The organism is Sorangium sp. So ce204 (assembly GCF_051526795.1).
In the GTDB taxonomy this organism is placed as follows: Bacteria; Myxococcota_A; Polyangia; order Polyangiales; family Polyangiaceae; genus Sorangium; species Sorangium cellulosum_B.
Genome location: NZ_CP150317.1, coordinates 7,203,293 through 7,222,074, shown reverse-complemented (window position 1 = coordinate 7,222,074; position 18,782 = coordinate 7,203,293). Strand labels below are relative to the sequence as shown.

Annotated in this window: 15 protein-coding genes; 9 read left to right on the top strand and 6 right to left on the bottom strand. The window is 70.4% G+C overall.

Going from position 1 to position 18,782, the window contains the following annotated elements; genetic code table 11:
• Positions 1 to 36 precede the first annotated feature (36 nt).
• A complete protein-coding gene (locus WMF22_RS26930) occupies positions 37 to 1,575 on the top strand; it encodes an FAD-dependent monooxygenase (RefSeq protein ID WP_438031645.1) in 1,539 nt (512 codons plus the stop codon).
• A 47-nt stretch (positions 1,576 to 1,622) separates the two neighbouring features.
• Positions 1,623 to 2,024, top strand: a complete 402-nt coding sequence (locus WMF22_RS26925) for a group II truncated hemoglobin (protein ID WP_438031644.1) — start codon at positions 1,623 to 1,625, stop codon at positions 2,022 to 2,024.
• A 222-nt stretch (positions 2,025 to 2,246) separates the two neighbouring features.
• Here WMF22_RS26925 and WMF22_RS26920 read toward each other — a convergent pair whose 3' ends face one another.
• The gene (locus WMF22_RS26920; RefSeq protein ID WP_438031643.1) at positions 2,247 to 4,418 is read right to left on the bottom strand and encodes an OmpA family protein; all 2,172 of its coding nucleotides are present in this window, start codon (positions 4,416 to 4,418) and stop codon (positions 2,247 to 2,249) included.
• A gap of 50 nt (positions 4,419 to 4,468) precedes the next feature.
• Between WMF22_RS26920 and WMF22_RS26915 the strand changes: the two genes are divergently transcribed.
• Positions 4,469 to 4,663, top strand: coding sequence for a hypothetical protein (locus tag WMF22_RS26915; protein ID WP_438031642.1), 195 nt, complete (start codon positions 4,469 to 4,471; stop codon positions 4,661 to 4,663).
• 295 nt (positions 4,664 to 4,958) lie between these two features.
• Positions 4,959 to 5,909 carry an N-acetyl-gamma-glutamyl-phosphate reductase gene (argC, locus tag WMF22_RS26910; RefSeq protein ID WP_438031641.1) on the top strand — a complete coding sequence of 317 codons (951 nt, stop codon included), beginning with the start codon at positions 4,959 to 4,961 and terminating at the stop codon, positions 5,907 to 5,909.
• 28 nt (positions 5,910 to 5,937) lie between these two features.
• Here the strand turns inward: argC and WMF22_RS26905 are convergent, their stop codons facing one another.
• The gene (locus WMF22_RS26905) at positions 5,938 to 6,906 is read right to left on the bottom strand and encodes a LysR family transcriptional regulator (protein ID WP_437292856.1); all 969 of its coding nucleotides are present in this window, start codon (positions 6,904 to 6,906) and stop codon (positions 5,938 to 5,940) included.
• Between the two features lie 76 nt (positions 6,907 to 6,982).
• Between WMF22_RS26905 and WMF22_RS26900 the strand changes: the two genes are divergently transcribed.
• Positions 6,983 to 7,651 (top strand): glutathione binding-like protein, encoded by a 669-nt coding sequence (locus tag WMF22_RS26900; protein ID WP_437292855.1) that lies wholly within the window; start codon positions 6,983 to 6,985, stop codon positions 7,649 to 7,651.
• 134 nt (positions 7,652 to 7,785) lie between these two features.
• Positions 7,786 to 9,348, top strand: coding sequence for a hypothetical protein (locus tag WMF22_RS26895; RefSeq protein WP_438031640.1), 1,563 nt, complete (start codon positions 7,786 to 7,788; stop codon positions 9,346 to 9,348).
• 68 nt (positions 9,349 to 9,416) lie between these two features.
• Here the strand turns inward: WMF22_RS26895 and WMF22_RS26890 are convergent, their stop codons facing one another.
• Positions 9,417 to 10,580 carry a PAS domain-containing protein gene (locus WMF22_RS26890; RefSeq protein WP_437292853.1) on the bottom strand — a complete coding sequence of 388 codons (1,164 nt, stop codon included), beginning with the start codon at positions 10,578 to 10,580 and terminating at the stop codon, positions 9,417 to 9,419.
• A 227-nt stretch (positions 10,581 to 10,807) separates the two neighbouring features.
• Positions 10,808 to 11,632, bottom strand: a complete 825-nt coding sequence (locus tag WMF22_RS26885) for a hypothetical protein (protein WP_438031639.1) — start codon at positions 11,630 to 11,632, stop codon at positions 10,808 to 10,810.
• A 147-nt stretch (positions 11,633 to 11,779) separates the two neighbouring features.
• On the opposite strand from WMF22_RS26885, the gene WMF22_RS26880 reads away from it, so the two are divergent.
• Positions 11,780 to 12,682: a nucleoside hydrolase gene (locus tag WMF22_RS26880; protein ID WP_438031638.1), complete on the top strand. Its 903-nt coding sequence runs from the start codon at positions 11,780 to 11,782 to the stop codon at positions 12,680 to 12,682.
• 19 nt (positions 12,683 to 12,701) lie between these two features.
• Here the strand turns inward: WMF22_RS26880 and WMF22_RS26875 are convergent, their stop codons facing one another.
• Positions 12,702 to 13,400, bottom strand: coding sequence for a transcriptional regulator (locus tag WMF22_RS26875; protein WP_437292850.1), 699 nt, complete (start codon positions 13,398 to 13,400; stop codon positions 12,702 to 12,704).
• 295 nt (positions 13,401 to 13,695) lie between these two features.
• Here WMF22_RS26875 and WMF22_RS26870 point away from each other — a divergent pair, with 295 nt between their 5' ends.
• Positions 13,696 to 14,562 carry a HEAT repeat domain-containing protein gene (locus WMF22_RS26870; RefSeq protein ID WP_438031637.1) on the top strand — a complete coding sequence of 289 codons (867 nt, stop codon included), beginning with the start codon at positions 13,696 to 13,698 and terminating at the stop codon, positions 14,560 to 14,562.
• Here WMF22_RS26870 and WMF22_RS26865 read toward each other — a convergent pair.
• Positions 14,559 to 15,392, bottom strand: coding sequence for a slipin family protein (locus WMF22_RS26865; RefSeq protein WP_437292848.1), 834 nt, complete (start codon positions 15,390 to 15,392; stop codon positions 14,559 to 14,561). The two genes, WMF22_RS26870 and WMF22_RS26865, sit on opposite strands and share 4 nt — an antisense overlap.
• Positions 15,393 to 15,939: 547 nt before the next feature.
• Here WMF22_RS26865 and WMF22_RS26860 point away from each other — a divergent pair.
• On the top strand, positions 15,940 to 18,771 hold the full coding sequence (locus WMF22_RS26860; RefSeq protein ID WP_438031636.1) for a DEAD/DEAH box helicase family protein: 2,832 nt from the start codon (positions 15,940 to 15,942) through the stop codon (positions 18,769 to 18,771).
• Positions 18,772 to 18,782: the final 11 nt, after the last annotated feature.

Sequence of the window (18,782 nt, the reverse complement as noted above, 5' to 3'; positions counted from 1 at the left end):
TTGTCAATCGATCGTTGCTCGACAAGGAGAACGCTTATGAACGTCGATGTCGTCATCGTGGGCGGCGGTCCGACCGGGTTGATGCTGGCCTGCGAGCTGCGGCTGGCCGGCGTGCGCCCCGTCGTGCTGGAGCGGCTTCCCGAGCCCACGGGGCTCTCCAAGGCGCTCGGCCTCGGCGGGCGCGCCGTGGAGATCCTCGACCACAGGGGCCTCCTCGATCGCTTCCGCGCGGAGCAGAGCGCCGCAGAAATGACGCGCTTCGTGCACTTCGGCGGGATACCGCTGGCCCTCGGCGGCGACCACGCGCGCGTCTCCAGGCGCTTCCTGAGCATCCATCAGGCGCGCATAGAGGCGCTGCTGGAAGAGCGGGCGCGCGAGCTGACGACGGAGATCCGTCGAGGTCACGAGCTCATCGCGCTGACTCAGGACGGGGAGGGCGCGACGGTCACCGTCCGAGGCCCGGACGGCGATTACCCGCTTCGGGCGCGCTTCGTGGTGGGGTGTGACGGCGGCCGCAGCGCCGTGCGCAAGCTGTCCGGGATCGGCTTTCCTGGACTCCCACCCTCCCGGCTCCTGCGCCTCGCCGACGTCACGCTGGCCGAGGGCGCGACGGAGGACGGGCACCTCGTCCTCTCCGGCGGGCGCCGCGTTCGGTTCGGGCTCGGCGGGATCGCCCTCGTTCCCCTGGGAGCGGGCGTGTTTCGCGTGGTCACGTCGGAGCCGTATCCGCCGGACTTCGACCGGGACGCGCCGATGACGCTCGACGAGCTGCAGGCCAGCGTTCGCGCGGCGCTCGGCGAGGATCTGCCCGTCCGCGAGGTGCGGTGGTTGTCCCGGTTCACCGACGCGAGCCGCCAGGCGGAGACGTACCGCGCGGGCCGCGTGCTGCTCGTGGGCGACGCGGCGCACATCCATCTCCCCGCCGGCGGGCCAGGCCTCACCACCGGATTGCAGGATGCGGTCAACCTCGGCTGGAAGCTGGCCGCGGAGGTCCACGGCTGGGCGCCGCCGGGGCTCCTCGACACCTACCACGCGGAGCGGCACCCCGAGGGCAAGCGCGTGATCATGCACACCCGGGCGCAGGGCGCGCTGATGATGCGGGACGAGCGCGTCGCCGCGCTGCGTGAGCTGGTCGGCGAGCTGCTCAAGCACGAGCAGAGCCTGCGGTATGTCGTCGAGATGCTGGACGCGGCCGACGTCCGTTACGAGATGCCGACCGAGCCCGGCGAGCAGCACCCGCTGCTCGGGCGATGGGCGCCGGACGTTTCGGTGACCACGCAGAAGGGGGAGACGCGCGTCGCGCAGCTCATGCACGGGGCCAGGGGCGTGCTGCTCGACCTGACCGGCGGCGCCGCGCTCGGCGGCGTGGCCGCGCCCTGGGGCGATCGCGTGGACGTCGTGAGCGCGCGCTGCGCTGCGCTGCCGCGCCCCGCGGAGGCGCTGCTGATTCGCCCCGACGGCTACGTGGCCTGGGCGGCCGCGGCAGGTGAGCCCGAGGCCTCCGCCCATCGCCGGCTGCGCCGCGCGCTCGCTGCGTGGTTCGGCGCGGCCTGCGGCAGCTCCGCGGCGGCCTGAGCCAGCGGCGTGCAGCGCCGGCGCAAATCCGGTAGAGGGCATCGTTTATGGCCGAGCCGTCCGAGACCCCTTTCGATCTGCTGGGCGGCGAGCCGGCGGTGCGCCGGCTCGTCGAGCGCTTCTACGACCTCATGGGCCGCGACGAGCCGGCGCTCGCGCGCCTCCACGTCTGCGACGAGGGCGACCAGGTCGCCCGGGAGAGCCGCGACCGATTCGCGCTCTTCCTGATCGGCTGGCTGGGCGGGCCGCAGGACTACATCGCCGCGCACGGCCACCCGCGGCTGCGGATGCGCCACGCGCGCGTCCCGGTCGACGTGGCGATGCGCGACGCCTGGATGCGCTGCATGCGGGCGGCCATGGCCGAGCTCGACGTGCCCGCGCCGCTCCGCGCCTTCCTCGACCAGCGCTTCGCCGAGGTGGCGGACTTCATGCGAAACCGTCCGGGCTGAGCGCCAGATCCGAGCGTCGGAAACTCCGCCAGAAAACCCGGTCGATGACGAGTGGCCGCCGGAAACAGCAGCAAATTTGATAGTTTTCGCATGTTTCGCCGCCGAGGGCAGCTCCGGTGTGGCCCGACGGGACGCTCTCCGCCGCTTCCCCAGCCCGAGCCGTGAGCGCGCTCGGGCTCGCTCCCCGTCGGCCGCGCGGTCTCCCCGATCGTCCGCCGGCGCTCACCGACCTTCGATGATCAGGTCGCGGAGCGTGTCGTCGAGCTCGGCGCGCGCCATGGCCACGTCCTCGATGCGCTGGGTGATCTTCGCGCCGATCTCCTCCGACTGTCGGGCCACCTCGGCGAGCCGGTCGAGCAGGGTTTGGCGGAGCTTGCCGGCCTGGGGCGTGCGCTCGATGGTCCTCAGGCTCTCGCGCAGCTCGGCCGCGCGGTCGATCAGCTCGGCGCGCCTCCGCCGGAGCGGGTCGAGCTCGTCGTTCGCCGCGTCGAGCGCGCGCCGGAGCGCGAGCGCGCGGTCCAGCCTCGCGCGGAGCTCGGCCGGGAGGCTCGAGCCCTTCAGGTAGAGCGAGAGCCGCTCGCTGTCGGCCTGGACGAGCGGGATCTCGCGCTGAGACAGCCGCGTCTCCTCGACCGCGACCTTCTGGGGCGCGCCGGGCGCGAGCTTCTTCTCGACGAGGCAGGCGTCCGGCGTCGCGTCCGTGCACCCCGGGAGGCCTTGCGGCTCGAACCCCGTCGCCCTCGCGTGGCGGATGAGCAATGTCTCCGGCACGTCCCGGCCGGGCCTCACATCATAGACCGTCACGCGCCGGTACCGATCCTCCACGCGCAGCGCGCCGCGGAACAGCGACACGACCCGCACCGGCACCTCCGTGGTCATGCTCGTCGCGCGCACCTCGGTCGAGCTGTCGATGGCGTACGGGATCGTCGCCCTCTGCCCGGGCAAAAGGCGCGTGAGCACACCCTCGCCCACGAAGGTCCCGCCGGAGAAGATCGACACGGATCCGGGCTGGAGACCGAGCGCGCTCCGGTTCTCGATCTGCGCTGCGCGGAAGGGGTGGGTCGCGCTCGCGGGCGCCGCGGGATCGGGGCGGAACAGGAGGACGTCCTCGCCCGCGACCGGGCGGTTGATGAGCGTGATCAGCGCCGACGACTTCTTCGGGAGCGTCACCGGGTTCGCGATCGCGTACCGGAAGGCCCCGGCCACGGCGTCCACGCTCGCCGCGCCCTCCGGCGCCTTCTCCATCGCCTCGGGCGTGACGGCCGGCGCCTCGCGCCCCGGGTTGGGGGCCTGCGCGTGCCTGACGTCCGTGGCGCGCAGGAGGACGCGGCGGTTGCGCTGCCGGGCTTCCTCGGTGTCGCTGGCGACGAGGGGCATCTCGGCGCCGCGCGAGCGCGTCACGAGCTCGGCCGTGACCCCGAGCTGGAGGAGCGCCGCGCGCACGGCCGCGGCGCGCCGGGCCGCGAGATCCGCCGCGCCGGCCTCGTCGGACGACGCATGCCCCTCGACCTCGAACGCGCGGAGGTGCGGGACGCTCTTGATCGTGCGCGCGATCTCCTCGATGAGCGGCCTCGCGCGCGGCGGGATGACGTCCGATCCCTTGTCGAAGGGCACGGGGGTCAGGATCTGGATCTCGCTGCTGGTGGCGCGGACGGCGTGCGGGCAGCCGTGCCGGCCGGGTTGCGGGCTCGCCGAGCCGGGTTCGCGCGGGCAGGCGTCCTCGTGGTCGAGCACGCCATCGCGGTCGGCGTCGGGCCCGGGCGAGCTCTCCGCGAGCACCGGGGCGAGCGCGCCGCCCTCGCCGTCGTAGACGCCCTTCAGCTCCGGCCTGTCGAGCATCGCCGGCGCGCGCAGGTTCGAGACGTAGGAGAGCGGCGCGCCCGTCGCGAGCGTCACGTTGACCTCGCTCCAGTCCTCGTCGCCGATGTTGCTGATGAGCGCCCAGGCCTGGAGGAGCGCCCGCTTCTCCTTCTGCCCCTTGGCTGGGAGGATCACGCGGTAGGTCGCCTTCCAGGCGGCGGTCGGCACCGCGTACGCGATCGACACGGGCCTCCTCGCGGCCGGCGAGAAGACGAGCTCGATCTCGGTGGGATCCTCGGGCCCGCCCGCCTGCCCGGAGCGCGGCAAGAGCGCGCTCACGGTGGAGGGCGTCTCGTTCGGCCCGAGGTCTTGCTCGACGACCACCATGCTCTTCAGCACGTCGTCGACCTCGCGCTCCCGGAACCGGAGCGTGAGCCGCTCGCCCGGCATGACGCCGGTGCGCTCGAAGTAGCCGAGGCCGTTCTGGTAGAGGACGACGTTCCGCAGGCGGAGATCGACCGACGGCCCTTTCGCCAGCGGTCCGGCGCACGCGCTGAGGGCCAGCGAGAGCGCCGCGAGGAACGCGTGCTTCATGGGGGCGAGCTTTCTGTGAAGAAGTAGGTGGAGGCGCTGATGCGCCGGCAGTGTACCCGACGCAGAGCGACGGCAAGCGGCCGAGCACGGCGGCGGTGCAGCAGCTCCCGGCTCGCCCGGCCGCCGCGAAGGCGCATACCGCGATCCCGGCGTCGTCCGCCTCGTACGATGTCGTCGTGCTCGCGCCGCCGCTCACGGGATCCGCGACAGATTTGTTGCTCCCGGGGGCGCTGCCCCTGCGTTAAACCTTTCGTTGCCGGCGGACGGCGCGTGAGCACGCGACGCGCTCTCCGCGGAGCGGCACGAGCTCCCCTGGGTGAAGATCCAAAAGGAGCACGTCTTCGTGGGCCGAGCGGGCGCGCGTCGCTCCGCGATTTGTTCGAGAGACCGTCGTCACGTGGACGCTCACAGAAGTCCACGACGGCGCCCGGATTCGCCTGGTGCATGCCGGTTTCTGCGCGACGAAGTATGATATTTCGCTCGAGAGCATGAGCGAAGCGCTGGTCCCGAGGGCGCGCTCGGCGTATGGACACGGCCACCATGCATCGGGTGTTCATCGACGGACAGGAAGGTACGACGGGGCTCCAGATCCGCGAGCGGCTGCAGGGCCGCGGCGACCTCCAGCTGCTCGAGATCGACCCCGAGCGCCGCAAGGACCCGGCGGCGCGCCGCGCGCTGATCAACGAGGCGGATGTGCTCATCACGTGCCTGCCCGACGACGCCGCCCGCGAATCCATCGGGTGGATCGAGAACCCGAGGACGCGCGTCATCGATCCGAGCACCGCGCACCGCACGGCCGACGGGTGGGTGTACGGCTTCCCGGAGCTCCGCCCCGGCCAGCGCGAGGCCGTCCGCGGCGCGCGGCGCGTCGCCGTCCCCGGGTGCCACGCGACCGGGTTCCTCGCGCTCGTGGCGCCGCTCGTCGACCAGGGGCTCCTGCCCAGGGACGCCCGCGTGATCGCGCACTCGCTCACCGGCTACAGCGGCGGCGGGCGCAAGATGATCCAGGCCTACGAGCAGGCCGACGGGGCGCGCCGCGAGCAGCTCCGCGGCCCGCGCCCGTACGGGCTCACGCTGCAGCACAAACACCTGCCGGAGATGCGCGCCATCGCGGGCCTCGACAGGGCGCCGCTGTTCCAGCCGGTCGTGGGCGACTTCTACAAGGGCATGCTCGTCTCGGTGCCCCTGTTCGCGGACGCCCTGGCCCGGCCGGCGACGCCCGCCGCGGTCCACGAGCTCTACACGTCCCATTACGCCGGCGAGCCGTTCATCCGGGTGATGCCGCTCGGCGGCCAGGGCGCGCTGGACGACGGCTACCTCGGCGCGGTGGAGTGCAACGACACGAACCGGCTCGACGTGTTCGTGTTCGGCAAGCCGGACCAGATCCTCGTCGTGGCGCGCCTCGACAACCTCGGCAAGGGCGCCTCCGGCGCGGCGGTGCAGAACCTGAACCTGATGCTGGGCGCGCCGGAGGCCACCGGCCTCGACTGAGCGTCATCCGGGTCACCGGGTCACCGGGTCACCCGGCGCGCGTGTAGAGCCGCGGCGCCGAGCTCTCGAGGGCGGCGATCAGCCGCTCCGCGGCGTCGGCCGACGCGCGCCGGAACGCGATCCGCCAGGGCCGGCGGAGCGGGCCCGACGAGAGCCGCTTGACCAGGAGGTCGCCGCTGCCGAGATAAGCTTCCGCCACCCATTCCGAGAGGGTCGCGATCCCCATCCCGGCGCGCGCCGCGTCGACCACGGCCTCCGTGAGCGGGAAGCGCAGGAGCTCGATCTTGGGCCGCTGCCGCCCGAAGACGGCGCTCATGAACCAGCGCGCCTCGGCCGGCGTCGCGTTCGGCGTGATCAGCGGGCCCTCACGGAGGTGGTCGCGCGTGAGCGACGCCCGCCCGGCGAGCGGGTGCGAGGTCGAGATCACGAAGACGACCTCGTCCGAGAAGAGGGGCCGCTCCACGAGCGCGCAGCCCGCCTCGCGGTCGGTCGGCAGGGACGACGTGGTGAGCAGCGCGACGTCGATGTCCCCCCGGACGAGCGCGGCGACCGGATCGTGGGTGTGCTCGACCGCGAGCACGATCTCGAGGCGGGGCAGCCTTCGCCGGAGGCTCGTCATCGCGGAGGGCAGCCAGCGGTACGCCGTGTAGCACTCGCACACGAGGCGGACGCGCGTCGTCGCGGCGACCGGCGCCGCGACCTCTCGCTCGAGCTCCCGGAGCTGCGCGAGGACGAGCCCGGCCCCCGCGATGAGCCGCTCGCCTGCGGCGGTCGGCGCGACCCCGCGCGCGGTGCGCTCGAAGAGGCGCGCGCCGGCGCGATCCTCCGCCTGGGCGAGCGCCCGGCTCACGGCGGACTGCGTGATGTGCATCGCCGAGGCGGCGCCGGCCGTGCTCCCGGCGGCCGCCAGCGAGAGGACGAGCTCCAGATCGCGGATCTCGAGCCGAGGCCGCGGCCCGATCGCGGGAGGCGCAGGGGAAGACGGTATGCGTGACACGCATAGACTCTATCACGACGATGCGTTGGACGCACAGCCCCGCGAGGCGCACCTTGGGCGCCGTCAGGAGGTTTTCATGAAGCTCTATTTCGCTCCGCTCGCATGTTCTCTCGCCACGCGCATCGCCTTGTACGAGGCCGGCGCGGAGGCCTCGTATGTGGAGGTCGACCTGAAGGCGCAGCGGACCGAGGGGGGCGCCGACTACCGTTCGATCCACCCGCTCGGGTTCGTCCCCGCGCTCGAGATCGAAGGAGGCGAGATCCTCGCCGAGAACGCGGCGATCCTCCAGCTCGTGGCGGATCGGTTCCCGCAGGCGGAGCTCGCGCCGCGGGATCCGCTCGGCCGGGCGCGCCTCCAGCAGTGGCTCGGCTTCATCGGGAGCGAGCTCCACAAGGCGGTCTACATGCCGCTCCTGGACAAGACCGCCTCGGCCGAGGTCAAGGCGTATGCGCTGGCCGGCGCGCCGCGCCGCCTCGGCTGGGTGGCGGATCGGCTCGAAGGGCGGGAGTTCCTCCTCGACCGTTTCTCGGTCGCCGACGCGTACCTCTTCGCGGTGCTCAACTGGTCCGTCGTCACGCCGATCGACCTGAAGTCCTGGCCGGCGCTCGCCGCGTACCATGCGCGCCTCCACGGACGTCCGAGCGTGGCGCGCGCCTTCGCCGAGGAGCGGGAGGGCTACTTCCGGGAGCAAGCGCGGCACGCGAAGGCCGCCGAGGCCGTCGCCGCGCCGGCGCCGAGCATCTGACCGGCCAATCGCCGCATGGCCGGCCAATGGCCGCATGGCCGGCCAGTCGCCGCATGGCCGATGGACGCGCGACGTCATGGAGCCCTCCCGAATCCAGCTTTTCACGCGCGATCGGCTCTGATACGACAGTCATCATGAGACACTTGCGACAACTCTTCGTATGTTCGGTCCTGGCCATTGCTGCGATCCCGGTCGGTTGCACGGCGGACGCGCCGGATGACGCCGCGCGGGAGTCCGAGGTCGGCTCGCTCAGCCTGGCCCTCGTCGGGAACAGCTCCTCGGGCACGACGTACCGCCTGTCCCAAGCGTGGTTCGATATCCACGGCCCGACGGCGCGGACCCTCTACGGAGGTGGCGACACGTCGGCGCTCACGGAGGTGCTGCCGGTCGGCCCCTATGACGTGATGCTCCGGCCGGGCTGGGTCCTCGAGCGGTGGACCGGCGGGGGTTACCAGCCCGTCTCGGCGTCCCTCACGTCGGCGAACCCGACGTGGGTCTACATCGGCGAAGGTGCGACGTCGACCGTGGCGTTCCAGTTCCGGGCAGACGGCGATGTCATCTCGGTCGGGCATGGAAGGCTCGACATCGTTATCGGCGTCGACGATACGACACCACTGCGGGAGGACACCGATTGGGCCTGCAGCAATGGCTACGATGACGACTTGGACGGCCTCGCGGATTGCGCCGATCCGGAGTGCCAGTGGAGGCCGTTCTGCGCGCCGCCGCGCGAGGACAACGAGTGGGCGTGCAGCAACGGCTACGACGACGACATGGACGGCCTCCCGGATTGCGCCGATCCGGAATGCCAGGTGTATCCGTTCTGCTCGCCGTGGCGCGAGGACACCGATTGGGCGTGCAGCAACGGCTCCGATGACGACGGGGACGGCCTCGCGGATTGCGCCGATCCGGAGTGCCAGTGGATGCCGTACTGCATGCCGGTGCGCGAGGACACCGACTGGACGTGCAGCAACGGCGCCGACGACGACGGGGACGGTCTCACGGATTGCGCCGATCTGGACTGCCAGTCGCAGCCGTACTGCATGCCGGTGCGCGAGGACACCGATTGGGCGTGCAGCAACGGCTCCGATGACGATGCGGACGGTCTCACGGATTGCTCCGATCCGGACTGCGTGTGGTTGCCCGTCTGCGCGATGCCGGGCCTCGTCATCGAGGACTTCGAGGACGGCGATTTCCACTTCTCCCCGCCGTACGCGGGCAGCGCCCCGCCGTTCACGGGGCCGTGGGTGACGTACGACGACGGGACCGTCCCGCCGGTCGACCTGTTGCCCGCTCCGGGGCCTTTCAGCTCGACGGCGCTCGCGGCGTACTCCCCTGGGGTGCCGTCCGTGTCGGGGGCTGGCGTGACGCTGGCCTTCGAGATGTGGCCCGTCGATGTGTCGTCGTTCCAGGGCATCCGCTTCCACATCCGTGGCCAGGGCACGCAGGTTCGCTTCGACGTCGGCACGCTCCTTACGACGCCTGAGGGCGGGCTCTGCTCGGCTTGCTACGACAGCCACGGTATCGACCTCTGGGTCGGCACGGAGTGGGTCACCGTCGAGCTGCGCTGGTGGGATCTGATTCAGCAGGGGTGGGGCACGCTGGTGCCGTTCGAGCCGTCGAGCGTCATGAACCTGAACTGGCGCACGCCCGTGGGACAGCCGCTGCGCATCGAGATCGATGACGTCCAGCTGTTCTGAGCTCGGTCGCCCAGGGAGCAGCGCCAGCGCCGGCGCTGCTCCCGGGCGCCTCGTCCTCCGCTTCCGTGTCAGGCGACGTCGCGGGGGGGCGGCGCCGGGCGCGCGGTCAAACGCCGCATGCAGTGCATCAGGCCGGCCCGCAGGTTGGCCTTGGTGACGATGGCGCTGAGGTCGAGCCCCAGCGCCACCATCGTCTGCGCCACCGTCGGGCGGATTCCGCAGATGATCCCCTCGGCGCCCAGCAGCTGGATGGCTCGCACGAGCTTGATCAGGTGATCGGCGACCTTCGTGTCCACCATCTGCACGCCGGTGAGGTCCAGGACCGCGAAGCGCGCGCCGCGGCTCGAGATCGCCTCGAGCAGGCTCTCCATCGCGTCGGCCGTCCTCGCGCTGTCGACGACGCCGATCATGGGCAGCGCCAGCACGCCGTCCCATACCTCGATGATCGGCGCCGCGAGCTCCCGGATGACCCGCTGCTGCGCCTCGATCACGTCGAGCTTCGTCTGGAGGGCCTGCTGCGCGCGCTGCCCCTCCGTCACGTCGAGCGAGAACCCGACGGCGGTGCTGACGTGCCCCCCTTCCTCCGCGAGGGGGACGATCCAGCTCTCCCATACACAGCCGTGCGTCTCGGCCAGCCCGTGCACCGGGTCACCGGCCAGCGCGCGCGTGACGGCGCCCCTGGCCTCGCCGTAGAGGTCAAAGATGTTCTCGCCGACGAGCTGTCCAGGTTGATGGCCGACGGCCTCCAGCCCCTTGCCTTCATGGTAGAGATACGTTCCGTCGGTATCGACGGCCCACATCGCTATCGGAAGCGTGTTGATCAAGGCGCGGAGCATCCTGTCCCGTGCCCTCAGCTCGGTCAGCTCGTCGAGCGCGCCGTCGCCGACCGGCGCGTCACGGAACGAGCCGTAGACCAGCCCATCCGAGCGCGCGCCGCGCACGACGCAGGCGAGCGGTCTGTAGCTGCGCTCCGCGCTCACGACGCGGCCGTGGACGTGAATGGGGGCCGTGCTCTCGCGCACTTGCTCCCACCTTCGGGTGAGCGCGCCGCGGTCCTCCGGGTGGAAGAGCTCGGTCAACGGGGTTCCTTGCGCGAGCGCGGGCCCGATCGTCTGGCCCAGCGCGTCGCTCCATCGCAGCAGCGCGCCGTCGCCTCCGGCGACGAACAGCATCTCCGTCGAGTGTGCGATAAAGTCATCCAGCGAGCTCAGTGCTCCGTTTGCGTCAGCCATCGTATTCCCCTCCGCAACCGGACAGGCATACCGGGATTGCGCATAACAAGGTAGATCGATGACCGCACGCGAATAGTAGGGTGCAATCCGCGACGCGCACGAAGGCATGGCCTTACTCCAATCGTCGGAGCGCACGAGGGGGACATACCGCCTCGGGCGACGCTCGCCGCGGGATCTCCGGCGATCCGTACGACCGGTACGTACCGGTTCGTCCGCGCCGGAGCGGCTCAGCCGCCGGCGTCGCGGGTAGGAATGCCGAGCAGATAGAGCTTCTTCGCTCTCCCGCCGATCACGCCCTTCTCCCATCTGTAGTCTTCGCTCCGGAGCCCGCTCAACAGCTCATCGAGGTCATCGAGCGTGTAGGTCCTCGCGTTCGAGACCGCCCCGTCCCACGCGAAGCACAGCGGGATGATCGGCACGATATAGGTGAAGACGAGCTGCCGCACGGTCATGGGCCTCGCCAGGGGCGTGATGAGGAGGCACATCACGAAGTTGATCGGGAGGGCGAGCCAGCCGAGGAACAGCGGATGACTGTTGTCGCTGATCTCGAAGATACAGATGGGCTGCCTGCTCCTCTGGGCCGACTCCAGTATCTTCCTCGCGTCGTCCGGCCTCATGTGATGAAAGCTGCTGACCATGGTTCTGAGACCCGCGAGACCTGCGGCACCCGTGGAGCCAGCTATCTCGCCGTCGATCTTCGTGGCGTCCACCGGGCTCGTCCGGTAGGATACGTTGCTCCCTTTCTGGTCGTTGATGAGCTCCGCCGCTTCCATGCTCGGGTACAGGTCCGTGAGCGTCAGCTGGATGCCCTCGAACCCGGGCTTCTCGCGCAGCGTCCGCACGACGTCGATCATCGGCCCGCCGCTCCCGGAGCAGAGGTCGACGATGTTCGATGTGTTCGACTCCTTCAATGCCCTGGCGATCAGCTCGACCAGCGCCTCGCGCGTGCCCAGCGCCCTGTGCATGATCACGAGCAGGCGTGTCATGCAGGCCCGTAGCCACCCGGGAAACCAGCTGAAATCCTCTATCTCGAACAGGTGTATGCGCTTCATTCGCTCCTCGGGGTCGTGCCGCCTGACCGCGCGCTGCAGCGCGGGTCGAGCGCTGGCTCCGTCGGGCGGCCGGTCGTCTCTCCGGCTGCCCGCTCGGAACGAGACTATTCAATTTTGCTCTGCGGCGCGATGGCATGGAGGTGCGGCGTGAAGCGCATGATCTTCGAGATGGAGACCGCGGACCCGGATGATTTCATGACGCTGCTCTGGCTCGCCGATCACCCCGACGTCGAGCTGCTCGGCGTGCTCGTCACGCCCGGCTCCGAGGATCAGTGCCGGCTGGTCCGCTGGGGGCTGGATGGCTGCGGGCGGGCGGAGGTCCCGATCGGCGCGCTGCACGGCCCCGCGTGGTGGGCGACGAGCGAGGGCAAGAAGGCGCGGGTCTCCGGCTTCCACCAGGCGTGCTACGGCCCCGGCGTCCTGGAGCACCCGGCCGGCGAGGTCGCGGGCGGCCCCGCGCTGCTCGCCGAGCTGCTCCGCGACCCGGACGCCACGGTGCTCGTCGGGGCCGCGCCCAAGAACATCGGCAAGGCGTTCAGGGACGTCCCCGAGCTCCGGCTCGCTCGCTGGGTCCAGCAAGGCGGCTTCGCGGGCGACAACCTGGTCGCCGAGCCGCTCGAGAAGTTCCGCGGGCGCCTCACCTGCCCGAGCTATAACCCCGGCGGCGCGCCCCGGGAGACGCTCGCGCTGCTCGCCTCACCGCAGATCGGAGAGCGCAGGTTCGTCTCGAAGAACGTATGTCACGGGGTCGTCTACACCGAGGCCATGCGCGAGGCGCTGAGCCGCCGGGTCTCCGGGCGATCGCCGCGGAGCGGCCTGACGAGGATGATCGACGCGCTCGATCGGTACCTGGCAGACAAGGGCGCGGGCAAGGCGATGCACGATCTCGTGGCGGCCGCCTGCGCGCTCGACGAGCGCGTCTGCGACTTCGTCGAGGTCGAGATCTACCGCGAGAAGGGCGCGTGGGGGGCGCGCGCCATGGAGGGCACGAACACGCGGATCTCGGTCGGGTTCCACGAGGAGCGCTTCCTCGACGTGCTCGCGCGCTGAGCCGCCGGCGGAGCCCGCCTCACCGGGCTGCGCAGGTCTTGCGGAGGGCGCGCGCCCTGTCGATGCACGCGGCGAGGGCGTCCTCGGGCGGCTCGTCCGGGCACGCGGCCTCGAAGGCGCGGATCGCGTCGCGGAGGCCCCCCGCGCCGCCGGCGCCGAGATCGAGCTTGTGCTTGCGATCCTCGTCGTCGTCGTCGCCGCCGACGAGCAGGAGCGTCCCGACGACCGCCCCCACGACGACGACGCCCGTGACGACGCCCGCCACGATCACGCCCGTCTTGCCGTCCACGTCCGGCGGCTCCGCGTCCGGGAGCGACGGCGTGCCCGCCGGGATCGGCTTGGCCTCGAGGCCCGCGGCGAGCGCGGTGGTGGCGATGCCGCCAGCGAGCCCGAGGCCGCCGATGACGAGGCTCGACAGCGTGAGCGCGCTCGGCCCCGCGTCCGCGCGCGCGCTCACGCTGGCTTCGATGCGCACCTGCGCCGCGTTGCACGCGGCGTAAGCGTCGAGGCGGTGGATCTCGAGCGATGCGCGGGGCGCGGTCTCGGGCGGCAGCTTCGCGGCGAGGATGATGTCGTCCGCCGATCGCCGGAACGTGAGCGGTGCGAGCGGCTCGGGGGCGGCCGCGGGCGGCGTGGAGGCCTTGCCGCAGCCGGCCAGTCCACACGCGATGAGCAAGAGCGTCGTGCAGGAGAGGGCATGATCGCGCCTTTGGGTCATACAGCCACGCTACGCCGAACGAGCGCGGTTTCGTCGAGCGAAATGGGCCTCGTCGCAGATCGGAACGACCGCCGGCGAGCGGGCTGAGCCTGGATGACAACGTGGTGTGGCCGACGCGCCGAGGAGCGGAAGGTGCGATATGCGCAGGCCTGTTGGCCGTCCCGAACGTGAGCTCCACCGCGTGTGTTAAGATACCCTCCCTGGCGGGCGGCCTCGTGCTCCGCGGGAAGAGGGCCGGTCACGGCGAGGGTCTTCGCAGGATGGGATTCGAGCAGGCGTCGCGCGAGGTCAGGAGATGAGCACGGCCGATCGCCGGCGACCGGCGGACGTCCTCGAGGCGCTCGTCCGGGAGCCGCAGCGTCGCGCGCTCTGGCACGCGTCGGCCAGAGCGCTCCTGCCGCCCCGCGGCGGTCCGGTGCCCGCGGAGCTCTCGGCCGAGCTTCTGGTGCGGGTCCTCGCCCTGCGACGTGTTGCGGAGGGGTACGACGAGAAGCTCCATGCACGTCTGGACGTCGCGCACCTGCGCGGACACGTGGCGCGCACGCTCGGGAGGATGGGCCGTCGCGCCGCCACCACGGTGCCGGCGCTCGTCGAGACGCTGCGTGAGCCGCTCGGGGAGCGGTGCTCGCCCATGTGCTGCTCGGCCTCGTCGGTGCGTCACGAGCAGATCCTCGCCCGGGTCAGCGTGCTCGATGCGCTGCGCCGGCTGGGCCCGGAGGCGGGGAGGAGCGTGCCGGCCGACGTCGTGGCGGAGCTCCTCGCGCCGGCGTCCCGCAGGATCGCCCTGAGCGCGGCGGAGCTCCTCGCGCGACATCCGGAGAGCGCGCTTCAGCACCGCGCGGCGCTGCTCGAGGCGCTCGAGCATCCGTACGCGCCCGTGGTCGAGGCGGCCGCGCGCGGGCTCTCGCGGGCGGCCCCGAGCGCCGCGCGCGAGGCGGTGCGTCCCCTGACGACGCTGCTCCGACACGAGCAGGGCGGCGTGCGGCGCGCCGCGATCCGGGCGCTCGTCGCGATGCGCCCGGGCGCGAGGGGAAGCGAGATCGCGCGGGCGGAGGAGCGCTTCGTGTGGCTCGCCGAGCGCGATCCGGACGCCGCCGTTCGGGTGGTGGCCCGCCGCGCTCTCAGGTCGCTCGAGGGCCCGTCGACGGTCGAAGCTGGCTAGGACTTCCGCTCGCCGCCGTCGCCGAGCATCCCCTCGGGCTTGAGCCCGATCACGAACTTCCCTCCGGCCTTCGCCATCTCCCCGAGCGCCTCGATCTCGCGCAGCTTGAGCAGCGCGGGGTTGTCGGCGACCGCCCGCGCCTCCTCGATCTGGGCCGTCAGCTTGAGCTGAATCCGCTCCTTCTCCGCCTCGGCCATGAGGCGCGTCTGTTGCATCGTCGCCTCGATCTTCTGGCGCGCGCGCTCGTTCTCCGCCTCGGCCTGGATACGGAGCGCCTCGGCGTCCTTGCGCGCCTGGATCACCTTGGCCTCGGCGCGCCGCTCGGTCTCGAGCACCTGATTCATGATCTCGCGGAGGTTGCCGGGGAAGACGAGGTCCTTCACGTCGGCGCGCACGATCTCCACGCCGTAGCGGGCGGCGGTGCCCTTCACGTCGTCGCGCACGGCGTCCGAGATCTCGTTCCGGTCGCTGAGGATCGCCTCGAGGCTCCGGCTCGCGAGGAAGCGCCGCGCGGCGAGCTGCACGTCCTCGTAGATGCGCTCCTCGTAGGAGGCGACGTTGTGGACCGCCGCGGGGGCGTCGGTGATCTTGAAGTACACGAGGAGGCTCACCCGGATCGCGACCTTGTCGGCGGTGAGGATCTCCTGCCCCTTGATGGTCAACGAGCGCTCGCGCATGTCGACGAGCGTCACCGTGCGGACGACGTCGTCGAACCACCCGCGCTTGAGCTGCGCCTTGCCGGGGGGCAGCACGGCCTTGAAGGCGCCGTCCTCGTAGAGGAGGCCGACGAACGACTGCTGGATGATGACCTCTGTCTTCGTCTTGCTCATGGCAGGTGGCGAGGAGGATGGGGGGACGCGCGGCACGGAGAGAGAGCGCCGGCGCCTACACACTGGCGATGTGCAGTACGGGCCTGGGAGGACGATGGCTTCTGATCTCTTGGAAGGAGACCGATCGCCCCAGCCCGCTACGGCCAGGTGGGCGCCGACCGCGACAGGTTACGCGGCCCGCCACGCAGCGCAAAGGCCCAGCCTGCGCGCCCCGCGCCCTCTGGAAGGTACGCCGCGCTCCTCGGGGGAAGCGGGATTGACATCGCTGCCGTTCGCCAGATAGCCTGAACAGGTTGGACGGACTTGGGTGGACTCATGGAACGGTAGTTCGGCCGGCGGATGGTTGGACGACGACCACCGGCTCGGGGGCCCGAACCATCGCGCGACAGGTGTGAGCGCGTCGCACGTCGCCTCGTGACCGACGTGATCCCACCGAGACCCCGACAAGGCACGCGGACGCCGAAAAGCCAGCCTGCGCGCCGGCAAGGATGCTCCGTGAGGTCTGGTGACGTGTTGTCGTGTCCGAACCTTCGAGAAGGTTGATCCAATGGGTGCCATCAGCGAATGGGATCGTGACTACAACCTCGTCGAGGCGAGGAAGCATCCGTCGAAGAAAGCCGAGGCGCCGCACCAGACGGAGGCCCTCGCGAGGCTCCGGGTGTGGTACGAGTCAGCGCCCACGCCCGATGCGGGAGGACTGCTCGTCCTTCCGACCGGAGGAGGCAAGACCTTCACGGCGGTGCGGTTCCTTTGCCGCAATCCGCTGAGCGATGGCTACAAGGTGCTGTGGCTCGCGCACACGCACCACCTCCTGGAACAAGCCCTGGATGGCTTTGGAAAGCGCAGCGACGGGGCCGAGGCGATGGAAGTCGGCTTGATTCACGAGCCGAAGGAGCGGCTGCGGGCGAGGGTCGTCTCGGGGACGCCGGGGCACAGCAAGATTGCAGCCGTCAAGCGCGATGACGACGTGGTGATCTGCACGCTGCAGACCGCCGTGCGCGCTCACCGCGAAAATCACGCTGCTCTGCGCGCGTTCCTGACCGCGGCGAAGGGGAAGCTGATGGTGGTGTTCGACGAGGCGCACCACGCGCCCGCCCCGTCGTACACCGAGTTCCTCCTCGCGCTGCGCGAGCAGGCGCCGAAGATGAAGCTGCTCGGGCTCACCGCGACCCCGATGTACAACGACAAGAGGGGAGAAGGCTGGCTGGCGAAGCTCTTCCCGCAGAGGATCCTGTTCGAGGTGAGCGCCTCCAAGCTCATGGCGATGGGCATCCTCGCCAAGCCGATCCCGATTCCATGCAGCACGAAGTTCGAGCCAAAGGTCGACGCCGGGCAACTTCAGCGGTGGCACGCGACCTTCCAGGATATGCCAGAAGAGATCATCACCCGGCTCGCGGAGAACCAGGAGCGTAACGACAAGATCTGGAAGACCTACGTCGACCGTCGCCAGGAGTTCGGGAAGACGATCATCTTTGCCGACCGGTGGTTCCAGTGCGACTACCTGCGCGAGAAGCTCCGCGCGCACGGCGTGCGCGCCGATGTCATGTACTCGCACGTCGAGGTGAAGCAGGGCTCTGTCGAGGCCCGAAATCAACAGTCGCGCGACAAGAACGCCGCCGTCCTGAAGAAGTTCCATGAAGGCAAGCTCGACGTGCTGATCAACGTGCGCATGCTGACGGAAGGCACCGACGTCCCCAACGTCCAGAGCGTCTTCCTCACGCGACAGACGACGAGCCCGATCCTGCTGCGCCAGATGGTCGGCCGCGCCCTCCGCGGGCCGAAGTTCGGTGGAACCTCCACAGCGAACATCGTCCTCTTCATGGACGAATGGCGCGAGGCCATCCAGTGGGCGCATTTCGATGACGTCTGGGGCACGGGCACCGACAGACCGAAGCCTGAGCCGAGAAAGAGAATGCCGCTCCAGCTGGTGTCGATCGCGCTGGTCCGGCAGCTCGCACGGTGGATCGAGCTCGGCGAGATCGCGCCGGCGTCGTTCCTCGAGATGCTGCCGCTCGGCTGGTACTTGCCCGAGTTCGACGTCGAGGTGTCGGGCTCCGAGGACACCGAACACGCGCGCCCGATGGTCCTTGTCTACGGAGACGAGAAGGGGCACTACGACGCGTTCCTTGTGCACGCGGCCAAGGCCGATCTCGGGCGCTTCGCGGATCCAGAGGTACAGTACGACGCCGTCGAGGCGCAGATGGAACGCTGGTGCAAGAAGTTCTTCGCCCACGCGGGCAAGTCCGCGAGCGGGCTCGGCATGAACCTGTTCCATCTGGTTCGACACCTCGCGCAGACGGGCGGGAAGCCTCCGCCGTTCTCCCCGTTCGAGCACCGCGAAGAGCACGATCTGACGCCGCTGGCGAAGGTCGCCGCGGCGGAAGACTGGGGGCCTGCGCGGACGCGGCAGCAGCTCGAGGCGATCTACATCGACGAGCGGCGCTTCTGGCGCGCGATGATCCCCACGTTCGATCTCTTCCGCGAGCAGTTCCGCATGCTGGTCGAAGCGGAGATCCAGCGCACGACGGGCGCAGGTGGCGCTCGTCGGGCGGGTGGCGTGATCGCGCCGGCTCAGCGGCTCGTCGATCAGGAGCCGCCCGAGCAGGTCAAGCGGGAGGTCATCCGTCGTGACGGGGAGCGCTGCCTCTGCTGCGGCGAGACGCGGCGAAAGAGGCTGCAGGTGGACCACATCATCTCGCTCTATCACGGCGGGACGAACGAGCCCCACAACCTGCAGACGCTGTGCTCCGTGTGCAACCGCGACAAAAGCATCAAGGAGATGCACTTCCGCAAGACAGAGACGACCCTGAAGTCGGCGCCACCGCTGAAGTTCCCGGCCGGATTCGACTCGGCGGAGCTCGACCAGCTCATGCTCGACATCCAGCGCACGATCAACATGTTCTACCAGTGCGCTGCGGTCGATGAAATCGAGATGAAGAGCAAGGGAGTCAAGCGCAGAGAGTGGCGCATCCGGCTGCGTTCGAACAATCCGCGTGCGTGGTTCGAAGGGCATATGGATGCCCTTTTTGGTCGGATTGTCGAGGCGCAGAAGGACGGTCGAACCGAGCCAGTTCGCAGCATCGTTCTCGACGCCCCCGGACACGAGGACGGTTTCTGCGTCTACTCGAAACAGATCGGCGATATCCAACCTCTCCGCATTTCCGAGATCCGGCCGCGGATGTCGGTTGCGGTCTACTGGCCCTTGGGGCCGGGGGTGCCGAACGAGCCTCTCGCCGCCAAGGTGATTCGCGTCGACGCCCGGCGGAGAGAGGCACACGTCCGTGCGACGATCGGCCGCTTCGCGCGCGAGCTCACGAACGTGCCGTTCGATGCGCTGTTCGCCTCTCGCGCCGCGCTTCGCGAGGAGGAGCAGGAATGAAAGCTCGCGCC